Raw genomic sequence first — 10,610 nt, 5'->3', positions numbered from 1 at the left:
ACCCCTTATCCCTATGTATACCAAGGGATGAAGGGGTGGTTTTGTGTGATTTCACTGTAAAACTCAAGATAAAATGAATCATATCGTATATAATCAGTTTCTCATTACCACTACAAAGACTGTTACGACAAGGTGTTTGCGCTTACAACCTAACTTTATGATTATTATTTTGTGATCTGGAATGCATTCAAAAACCTTATTTAAAAGAATCATATCCCTTATAAATATCAAAAAAAATCATGATTACCATGATTCGTTAGATTAGCAAAAATAATAAATATTTTCCTGGTAAACAGGAGTTTAGTGACGTGTATAATCTACTATTTTAGATAGCATGATTGCTTCAATGTGTGTGAAATCGATCAGGTAGTTGTGGTAAGGTAAAAACAGGAGATTAAGGTGAAAATTATGAGTGTTACAATTAAAGATATCGCTCGCGTAGCAGGCGTTAGTTATTCAACAGTATCAAAAGCACTTAACAACAGCTCTTTAGTCAAGGATACAACGAAACAACGAATTATTGCTATAGCGAATAAGATGCATTATGAGCCTAACTATGCCGCCCAAAAACTTGTTTCTAAACAAACTAAAATTATTGGTCTCATTTGGCCAACAATCGATCGGGTCGTCTTATCAAGTTTAGTAACTCAAATCAACAAAAAAATAAATCAAACACCTTATTCTATGATTTTATCAGTCGATTCAGTACAAGCATCATTGGATAGATTCAAACGCTTTCAAGTTGATGGCATTATTTTGTTTGAGGAAAGTACTGACACAACAATTAAACATGATACAATTCCACTCATTTCTTATGGTGTCTCCAGAGACAATCAAATGAATTATCCCATAATAGATCCTAATCATGAAAAAGCAATGTATGAAGCAGTAAAATATTTAATTGAATTAGGACATCATTCAATTGCTTATATTGGTGATTTTTCAGCAAGTGATCCACTGCAAGTCACGAAATACCATGGATATAAAAAAGCAATGCAGCATTTTGGTTTACCATTAGATAAAAACCACCAAATCGATACAAAGGGACTTGATTGGTATAATGGTTACTCAGCGGGGAATAAACTTCTCAAAAACACAAATCTGCCTACCGCAATTATTGGCGGGAGTTATGATATTAGCGCTGGAGTCATTAGGTGTATTAAAGAAGAAAAACTAAATATCCCACAAGATCTGTCAATTATTAGTTGTGACAATGTACCTGAAATGGAAAAACTAGAAGTACCTTTAACTTGTATTGGAGTTCCGATCGACCATCTTGCTAACGAAATTGTTAAATCAATGATTATGTATATCGAAAATAAAGAGCTAGAGCCTTGTGTCAAAAAGATGACACCTGTATTATCTGAACGAAATTCTTGCGCAAAAAAATAAGGATAGTTTTTCATTCTAATAGGATAGCTATTTTTTAATTATAAAGCTTACAAAAGCCTCAAAAAATTGAAGGTATATCATTGTAAAAAAACAAGATCCAAAGTAGCCTAAAATTACTTTGGATCTTTATATTAATCGATCAAATACGATGAGAAAATGATTAATATTAAAAAAATGCTTTTAAAGTTTCTACTAACCTTTCATACTTTTCAAATACAGGAATGTATGCCTTATGGTTTTCCATATTTGGTTCAATCACTCTCTCATCTGGCAAATTTGATTTAATTTCTGCAAAAGACTGAACTTTCCTAATACCCACCAATGCAGTCCACGCTGCACCCCAGGCAGCATTATGATGTGTATCTGATAAGTAGATTTTTTTGCCAAGAATATCTGCCATAATCTGTACCCACGTCTCCGATTTTGATAAGCCACCATTAACTGTTATCTTTTTCGGTGGGCCAGCTATTTCCTCTAAAGACTGACTAATATGATAGAGATTCAATGCAATGCCCTCTAACACCGCACGAATTAAATGTTCCTTTTTATGATTAATACTAAGTCCATAAAAGTTCCCTTTTGCACGCCCATTCCACAATGGGGCTCTTTCACCATTAATATACGGGATGAAAATAAGACCATCCGCACCAATTTCAATTTTGTTGGCGAGTATCAGCAAATCATCATATGAACCTTCATATTCAATCAAATCCTTGAACCACTCTAGAGCAATTCCACCATTGTTTGTTGCCCCACCTATAATCGATGTATCTTCTGTGAAGGCATACGTAAACGTCTCCATTTTATGATTGATAGGAGCACCTTTTACAAATTGTCGAATGGCACCACTTGTCCCTACAGAAATATTAACTTCTCCAGGCTCAATTGCTCCGCTTCCTAGATTTGCTAATTGTCCATCCGCAGCACCAATCACAAAAGGTGTATCGGGTGATAAACCAATTTCCTGTGCAACACTTTCAGTTAATCCTATTAAGATCTCCGTTGGCGGGACAACCTCTGAAAGTTGCTCTTCCTTTATTCCTGCTAATTTTAACGCAGACCTCTCCCATTTTAATTCTTTTGCATTAAATAAACCTGTAGCAGATGCCATCGAATAATCAATCATTCTCTTTCCAAACCATTTTTGGACCAAATATTCCTTCATCGACATAAAATAACTCGCATTTTGATAGGCTTTTAAATTTTCTTCTCTCAGCCAAATTAATTTTAAAAATGGTGTCATTGGATGAATGGGAGTACCCGTCTTGCTATAAATTTCCTCATCATTTGTAGCTATTAATTTTTCTGCAATCTGACTACTTCGCTTATCTGACCAAATCATTACTGGTGATAAGGGATCCATTTCCTCATCAATACAGATGAGCGAATGCATCGCAGCGGAAATTCCTACAGCCAATACTTTGTCTTGACTTTTATTTAATTCAGAAATTGCATTTTTCATCGCTAAAATACATGCTTTTTCAATTTCATTGGGATTTTGTTCAGCCCAATCTGATTTTGGATAACTCGTTGTGATTAACTCTTCTGTTTGAGTAATGAGCTTACCCTTTAAGTCAAAAATAACAACTTTAACACTTGTCGTTCCCATATCAAGTCCAATAACTAATTCCCTCAACACCACATCCATCCTCTCTATAAGATGTACCTTCAATAAAAAATAGATAGAACTAGAGATTTCACTGAATATTTACTTTATCTACTGAATTAAATCGTCATACTTAAATAGCCACCATCTACTCTTAAAAAACTTCCAGTGACAAATCCAGATGCTTGATCAGAAGCAAGAAAAACCGTTGCCCCTTTTAATTCTTCGGGTTTTCCAAAACGTTTCATCGGTGTATGATTCATAATTGACTCAACTCGAGCATCATCCATGATTTTACGATTTTGCTCTGCTGGGAAAAATCCTGGAACAATTGCATTGACCCGAATACCATATGGTGCAAATTCTCTAGCTAAAAATTGTGTCATGTTATTAATACCTGCCTTCGATGCAGCATACGTAAATACTTTCGATAATGGAATATCAGAAGAAGCAGAAGATATATTAATAATACTCCCCTTACGCTCTTGTTCAATCATCCGTTTTGCAAAATGCTGGATTGTGAAAGCTACACCCTTTAAATTAACGTTCATAATATCATCCCATTCTTCTTGGGCAATCTCGAAAAATGGTGTGCTACTATTTTTACCAGCAGCATTGATCAGTATATCCCATCCACCAGCCCATTCTTCTATTTCTTGTGCGACATTTTTAATCGTCTCTAAATCACTGATATCGGCTTGGAATGCGTTTGCGATATGACCATTTTCTTTTATTTCCTTTGCGACTATCTCTGTTGTTTTAAAGTTACGACCAACAACAGCAATTTTTGCTCCATGTTCCGCAAGCCCTTTGGCCATCACTGAACCTAACGTACTATTACCACCGATTACTACTGCTACTTTTCCTGTTAAATTAAATAAATCACCCAAAATACATTTCCCCTCTCTAATTCAGATCTAATTTAAGTTTTCTTCCTCATCAAACGAAAATTTATACAAATCAGAAATTTGTTCCATGTCTGGATGCTCTGCTACATATTCTAGTAAACTTTCAGATACTTCTATTTTACCAACATGTAGCGTATCTTTAATACGGACTATTTTCACTTTTGTAAAATCTAAAATATTGCACGTTTTAATCGCTGCTTGAATGGCTGTTTTATCAGTTGGCATAGCAGTAGAAATATGTGTTGGTCCTACTACTGTTGATGTTAATCCATTTGCATACGTTGATTCTCGATCCATTTTATCTACAAGTCGCTGGGTTGTGAAATCTGCAGTACCTACTCCATTTGCATTGCCCTCTGTTTCATTTGTTAAATCAAGGACAACCATTTTTGATACTTCAGGACCTCCATGTGCATATGGAGTGGGGTAACGTCCAGTAATATTCGGGTCCATCCCATCGCCACTAATATTTTTTCCGATTTGATCAATAACGAGAACATCAATTTGATCAATTAATATTTTTGGCTAGTGACTGTAAAGCGGGTTCTTTCTCTTCAATTTCCTCAGCCTTGATAACTTCTAACTTTGCAACCTTATCAAAGGCGTTTTCAACAGTTGCAATTGCAAATAAAATAGGTGTTTTTTCAATTGCCACTTTAGCCATTGCCGGCACATGTTCGGCCATATATTTAAATCCAAGTTGATGACAGGCTTCAGCACCTTTTTGCTTTCCTAATCCAATACTAATCATTTTCATGATACCACTCTCTACTTTTCCTCGAAAAGCAGTATGTGGTTTCACGCGATTAATGACTACAATGCCATCAGCTTCAGATGCATATTTATCCATGTATATCGGTAAACCATTCTCAAGCTCGCCTAACTTGACAACTTCCATTGATGAACGAATTTCCGCATGAACTGTTTCTTCTGTAACGCCTAAATGTTTCAGAACAGCCGTCTGTCCTGGTCCTGTAGCTCCACCATGACTTCCCATACTAGGTACGATAAACGGTTTAGCACCTAAATCCCTCAAAAATCTAATCGTCTCTCTTGTTATATCGACTAACCCATCCGTACCTCTACTACCAACTGCTACCGCTATTTCATCACCAGCTTTAACCCGATCCCTTACTTGCTCTAATTCTTGTCGTGTTGCCAATACGATATCTTCTATTTTTGAATTGTCAAATGTCTGGTTGACTAATGCCATTTTCGGTATTGGGATATCTCCAACTAACTCTTGAAGAATGCTCATTTATATTCCTCCTCTAGTTTTATCTAACCCATTAACATGATTTCAATCACAAAAGGGGCTCCCGTTAAAACCAATCCGAATGAAATACCCCTTCTTTATCTATTCGTTCATACGTATGTGCACCAAAATAGTCGCGCTGTGCTTGAATTAAATTTGCAGGTAAGTCCTTAGAACGATAACTGTCATAATAAGCAATAGCACTTGCAAAGGCAGGTACCGCAATACCGTGTTCTACTGCAACAACAACGACTTCACGTAATGCAGATTGATAGTTTTCTAAAATAGCTTTAAAATATGGATCTAGCATTAGATTATCCAACTTCGGTTCGAGATCAAAGGCTTCTTTAATCTTTTGTAAGAATTGAGCTCGAATAATACAGCCTCCTCGCCATATCATCGCAATATCCCCATACTTCAAATCCCAGTTATATTCGTCTGAAGCTGCTCGCATTTGAGCAAATCCTTGTGCGTAAGAGGTTATTTTACTCATATATAAAGCTCTTCTGATTGCTTCAATCAGTTGATTACGATCACCTTTATATTTCACTTCTTTAGGACCTGACAATATCCGACTTGCTAAAATACGTTCTTCCTTCTGACTTGAAATAAAACGAGCAAATACAGACTCAGTAATTAAAGGCAATGGCACACCTAAATCAAGTGCATTTTTACTCGTCCATTTTCCAGTACCTTTTTGACCAGCTTTATCTAAAATAACATCAATTAGTGACTTTCCTGTTTGATCGTCTTTTTTCTTAAATATATTTGCCGTAATTTCAATCAGATAACTATCAAGTTCTCCCTTGTTCCATTCTGTAAAGACTTCATGCAACTCATCAGTATTCATGCCTAGTACACACTTTAAAATAAAATAAGCTTCCGCAATAAGTTGCATATCACCATATTCAATTCCATTATGAACCATTTTAACAAAATGACCTGCGCCATTTGGACCGATGTAGGTCACACAAGAATCTGCATCAACTTTTGCAGCAATCGCCCCGAGAATAGGTTCAACTAAATCATACGCTTCTCTTTGACCACCCGGCATTAAGGATGGACCGTTTAATGCTCCTTCTTCTCCTCCAGAAACACCCATTCCAATAAAATGAATACCTGTTTTATCTAACTTTTCATTACGACCAAGCGTATCTTCATAAAGTGTATTTCCACCGTCTATTAAAACATCACCTTGATCAAGATAGGGATGTAACGATTCAATCGTTGCATCAGTAGCAAAACCAGCTTTCACCATCAAGATAATTTTACGTGGTTTTTCTAATACGTTTACAAATGCTTCAATCGTTTTTCTGCTGACAATATTTTTCCCTTTTGCCTCATTTGCAAGAAAATCCTCTGTTTTAGAAAAAGTACGATTATAAACGGCTACAGAATATCCTCTGCTTTCAATATTTAATGCTAAATTTTTCCCCATAACTGCCAAGCCAATAACACCAATCTGTTGTTTTAACATCTGTTTCTCCTTTCCATTTCAAATTAGTTTTTATCATTCTTTTAATCAACCAAGCACTAAGCGGGCACTTTAAAACTAAATAAAAATTAATAAATTTTTATTTAGTTTGGTTGCCAAACAAACTAAATTCATTTATTATGATATATGTAAACGTTTTATAATTCAAGTACTTAATCAAAACTATTTTAAAAAGGAGAACATACTATGGTTACAGGGGATGCTAACTACATTAAAAAATTTAATAGAGATATAATTTTACAGAAAATCATCGAGCATGGTTTTATATCGAGAGCAGATTTATCTAAAATTACCGGTTTAAATAAAGCAACCATCTCTGTTCAAGTTACTGATTTACTTGCAGAAGAACTTATTTATGAAACCGAACAGGAGCATACAACAATTGGACGAAGACCGATCCTTCTATCGCTTAATCCGAAAGCAGGTTACGTACTAGGGGTTGATCTTGATTATAAACAAATTCAGTATACGCTCGCTGATTTATTGGGAAACCCAGTTATGACTGATATGATCAACTTGGAAACAGATAATTATGAGGAAATCATTCAATTACTTATCCAACAGATAAAAAACTATCAAATGAAATGTCCTGAAAGTCGTTATGGCCTTGTAAATATTGTAATTGGGATTCATGGCACGATTAATAAAGATACTAATTCAATATTATTCGTACCGAAATATCAATGGAGCAATAAACAAATTAAAAACGATCTACAAAAGGATATAAAAATACCTATTGTAATTGAGAACAATGCCAATCTATCAACATATGCAGAAAGAGTTTTTTATCATTATAATTGCGACAATCTTATCACTTTGATGATCTCTTCGGGTATAGGCGCAGGAATAATGATTGATGGTAAACTTCAACGGGGCTATCACGGCTATGCAGGTGAATTTGGTCATATGATTATTGCACCAGAGGGAGAACAATGTCCGTGTGGTAATAAGGGGTGTTGGGAACTTTACTCTAGTGAGTCAATTTTAATAAAGAAAATTGAAGAAGATCAACAGCGCTCTATATCCTATGAAGACATTCAACAATTAATAGATGATCAACATCAAAAAACGTTAAATCATTTTAATCATTTTATTAATTTCTTATCAATTGGCATCAATAATATTATTAATATCTTTAATCCAGATATATTTGTCTTAACAAGTAAATTGTTATCTATCTATCCAGACTCAGTTAACGAAATCGAAGAAAAACTTCAATCTTCTGTCAGCCAATACGGAAAAATCGTTTTATCGAACCTCGATAATCATTCTTGTGTTATGGGCGCTTGTGCTGTCGCAATTCAGAATTTTCTTGATGTTCCGGAGCTTATCCTAACACCGCCAGAAATTTAAAGAATCCGTATTTGAAGTCTTTTTGAAACATGTTTGATTCATAATTTATGAGGTGATCCATGTGTCCAATCTAAAAAGCGTTCAAAACGCTTCTGTAGCTGAAGAAATTTATGCACCTGTTTTTGAAAAAATAAATCAGCTTTCAAATGATAAACACCCTATTTTAATTGGAATAGATGGTTCAGCTGGAAGTGGAAAAAGTAGTTTAGCTAAGTTATTATTCGATAAGTTTGATTGTCAAGTTTTTCATATGGATGATTTCTTTCTTCCTTTTGAAATGAAAACAGAGCAGCGGTTACAAGAACCAGGTGGTAATGTACATTACGAACGATTTTTAGCAGAAGTACTCAGACCTTTAAAAAATGGCGAGACAATTAGTTATCACAAATATGATTGCAAGCTTAGAATGATGGTTGATACCATGGACATTAATTCTGAAAAAATAAATATAGTTGAAGGTGTTTACAGTTTCCACCCTCTTTTCCTACCATTTTATAATTGGAAATTATTCTTAAAAGTAAATTCAGCCATTCAAGTGGATCGAATTAAACAGCGAGAAGGAACACAAAAACTGCAACGATTTATTAATGAATGGATCCCTTTAGAGAATCATTATTTTTCAACATTAGAAATTGAGCAGCAAGCTGATTTAATCATCGATACATCAGATCTTAATCAATAAAATTTAATCTTTGGAGGAATAAATTAATGTCAAACCAGCAAACTAAAAAAATTGTCTATGTCTCTTTGTCGATTGCGATCGGTCTATTGTTACCCTTTATTGTCAACATGTTACCGATTGCTTACCCAGGGGCAGTACTCTTACCTATGCATATCCCTGTTCTGATTTGCGGATTTGTCGTTGGTGGTCGTTATGGTCTAATTGCGGGTTTACTCTTGCCACCACTATCTTTTTTCTTAACAGGCATGCCACCGATCTTTCCCACGGGCGTTTCAATGATGCTTGAACTAGCAACTTACGGATTACTAACAGGGTTATTGTTTAAATTAACAAATGGTAAGATTGTTGTTTCATTGATTGGTGCAATGATTGGCGGGAGAATTATTTATGGAATTGTCAATGCAATTATCTTTGGTGTGAGCGGAACGTCATTCGGAATGGAGGCATTTATCGGCGGGGCATTTATCACTGCTCTACCTGGCATCATCATTCAGTTTATCATCATTCCACCAATTGTCCATGCATTAAGAAGTGCACGTTTAATAATAGAAAATTAGTTTTATAGAAAACCATCACTTGTTTGTTGTATAATTAACTTATCTGGTTTCAAAAAAATGATGGGAATGTGACTAATGAAGAAAAAAATGATTTTCTATATTTTATTTTTAATTGGATGTGCTGGAATTGGCTTTGTTGGTGGCTATTTCTTGGCGAATACTGAAATTGCTGTAGACTTATCGATTCAACAACTGATCATTTCATTTTTAATTTTGATTATCGTACAATTTATCGCCGTTAACATTCATGAATTTGGCCATTTTTTAGTCGGGAAAATACTTGGCTACCGATTGCTCATGTACCAAATTGGACTACTGGCTTTTACATATGAGAATGGTAAAATGAAATTCCAGTTTAAAAGAGCAAAAGGTTTTGCAGGCTTGTGTGCCATGATTCCACCTATGGGGACAAATATGCTCGATAAAAAACATGTTTTTTATTATGCTGGTGGAATCATTATCAATGTAGTAACTGGTTTACTTGCCTTAATCGGATTGCCTTTCATTTCAAATTTATATGGTCAAATATTTATTGCTATTTTTAGTTTCATAAGCATTGTCTTAGGACTAGCTAACTTAGTTCCTTATAAAACAGCAGGAAATCATTTTTCAGACGGGAAATTTATTGTCGGTATTTTAAAGCAATCACCTAGCGTTAAATCGATGTTGACCATTCAAAATACGTTCACCCAATTAGCTGGTGGTATTCGACCAAAAGATTTACTGATCGATACAGACCAACTATTAAATCAAGATGATCCGACGCTACTTTTACTCCAATATTACCAAGCACTCGATCATAACGACCAAGAGCAATTCATTCAGTTAATTGAAAAAATCATTGATCAAATCGGTCATGTTCCATCAGTGTCTTTACCTGGTTTTTACTATGAAATCCTGACGGCAGGGATCTTATCGGAACGGACTGAATGGATTGAAACCTATTATCCTTTAGCAGAAAAATCGTTAAATCAAGACCAAGATCTAAATGGTGCACGAGTCAAAGCTTACTATGCTTGGCATCAAGGAGATTTCGAACGTGTTCAGCAACAGATTGACCACGCCAAAACAGTCGCTCCAAAGTTCCCAATTCGCGGTCAAGCTGAGATGGAGCTGATGCTAATTAACAATTTACAAGAAAAACTGAATATCAAATTAGCTCAATCATTTTAATTGTGTCGTAATGACTGCAAATAATCTGTTTTATCTTGGTCGGTAATGTTCCGAACGATTCGACAAGGGTTGCCGGCCGCAATTACACCAGAGGGGATATCTTTTGTCACAACACTACTGATTATTACGCTGTTTTAGACCCACCTATACGCTAGAATGAGTCCTTCAATATCCATTCCGAGTCCACTT

General features: G+C 35.2%; 8 protein-coding genes and 1 pseudogene. 5 read left to right on the top strand and 4 right to left on the bottom strand.

The window, feature by feature from the left end:
• The first annotated feature begins 408 nt into the window (after positions 1-408).
• Complete coding sequence (locus ABD814_RS05935; RefSeq protein ID WP_344911297.1) at positions 409-1,392, top strand: LacI family DNA-binding transcriptional regulator; 984 nt, start codon at positions 409-411, stop codon at positions 1,390-1,392.
• 166 nt (positions 1,393-1,558) lie between these two features.
• On the opposite strand, the gene ABD814_RS05930 is transcribed toward ABD814_RS05935, so the two are convergent.
• The 4 genes and pseudogenes from ABD814_RS05930 to gndA all read right to left on the bottom strand — a co-directional run bounded on the left by ABD814_RS05930 (position 1,559) and on the right by gndA (position 6,638).
• Positions 1,559-3,040 (bottom strand): gluconokinase, encoded by a 1,482-nt coding sequence (locus tag ABD814_RS05930; RefSeq protein WP_425549060.1) that lies wholly within the window; start codon positions 3,038-3,040, stop codon positions 1,559-1,561.
• A 77-nt stretch (positions 3,041-3,117) separates the two neighbouring features.
• Positions 3,118-3,888: an SDR family oxidoreductase gene (locus tag ABD814_RS05925; RefSeq protein ID WP_344911293.1), complete on the bottom strand. Its 771-nt coding sequence runs from the start codon at positions 3,886-3,888 to the stop codon at positions 3,118-3,120.
• Positions 3,889-3,915: 27 nt separating this feature from the next.
• A pseudogene (locus tag ABD814_RS05920) lies at positions 3,916-5,164 on the bottom strand (nickel pincer cofactor-dependent isomerase, group 22).
• Positions 5,165-5,228: 64 nt separating this feature from the next.
• Entirely contained in the window at positions 5,229-6,638 is a 1,410-nt protein-coding gene (gene gndA / locus ABD814_RS05915; RefSeq protein ID WP_344911291.1) for an NADP-dependent phosphogluconate dehydrogenase, read from the bottom strand.
• A 204-nt stretch (positions 6,639-6,842) separates the two neighbouring features.
• Here gndA and ABD814_RS05910 point away from each other — a divergent pair, with 204 nt between their 5' ends.
• The 4 genes from ABD814_RS05910 (at position 6,843) to ABD814_RS05895 (ending at position 10,421) form a co-directional block, all read left to right on the top strand.
• Positions 6,843-8,009 carry an ROK family protein gene (locus tag ABD814_RS05910; protein ID WP_344911289.1) on the top strand — a complete coding sequence of 389 codons (1,167 nt, stop codon included), beginning with the start codon at positions 6,843-6,845 and terminating at the stop codon, positions 8,007-8,009.
• 61 nt (positions 8,010-8,070) lie between these two features.
• Entirely contained in the window at positions 8,071-8,691 is a 621-nt protein-coding gene (locus ABD814_RS05905) for a uridine kinase family protein (RefSeq protein WP_344911287.1), read from the top strand.
• A 26-nt stretch (positions 8,692-8,717) separates the two neighbouring features.
• Positions 8,718-9,248, top strand: coding sequence for an ECF transporter S component (locus ABD814_RS05900; protein ID WP_344911285.1), 531 nt, complete (start codon positions 8,718-8,720; stop codon positions 9,246-9,248).
• Positions 9,249-9,323: 75 nt separating this feature from the next.
• Entirely contained in the window at positions 9,324-10,421 is a 1,098-nt protein-coding gene (locus ABD814_RS05895; protein WP_344911283.1) for a M50 family metallopeptidase, read from the top strand.
• Positions 10,422-10,610 lie beyond the last annotated feature (189 nt).

It is taken from the genome of Amphibacillus indicireducens, from assembly GCF_039539605.1.
Lineage (GTDB): Bacteria > Bacillota > Bacilli > Bacillales > Amphibacillaceae > Amphibacillus > Amphibacillus indicireducens.
The sequence above is the reverse complement of the archived record's forward strand: the minus strand, read 5'-3'. Positions and strand labels throughout refer to the sequence as shown.

Excerpts from the sequence above, each read along its gene's own strand:
- ABD814_RS05935 (WP_344911297.1), top strand. The coding sequence starts at position 409 with ATGAGTGTTACAATTAAAGATATCGCTCGCGTAGCAGGCGTTAGTTAT.
- ABD814_RS05930 (WP_425549060.1), bottom strand. The coding sequence starts at position 3,040 with ATGGATGTGGTGTTGAGGGAATTAGTTATTGGACTTGATATGGGAACG.
- gndA (WP_344911291.1), bottom strand. The coding sequence starts at position 6,638 with ATGTTAAAACAACAGATTGGTGTTATTGGCTTGGCAGTTATGGGGAAA.
- ABD814_RS05910 (WP_344911289.1), top strand. The coding sequence starts at position 6,843 with ATGGTTACAGGGGATGCTAACTACATTAAAAAATTTAATAGAGATATA.
- ABD814_RS05900 (WP_344911285.1), top strand. The coding sequence starts at position 8,718 with ATGTCAAACCAGCAAACTAAAAAAATTGTCTATGTCTCTTTGTCGATT.
- ABD814_RS05895 (WP_344911283.1), top strand. The coding sequence starts at position 9,324 with ATGAAGAAAAAAATGATTTTCTATATTTTATTTTTAATTGGATGTGCT.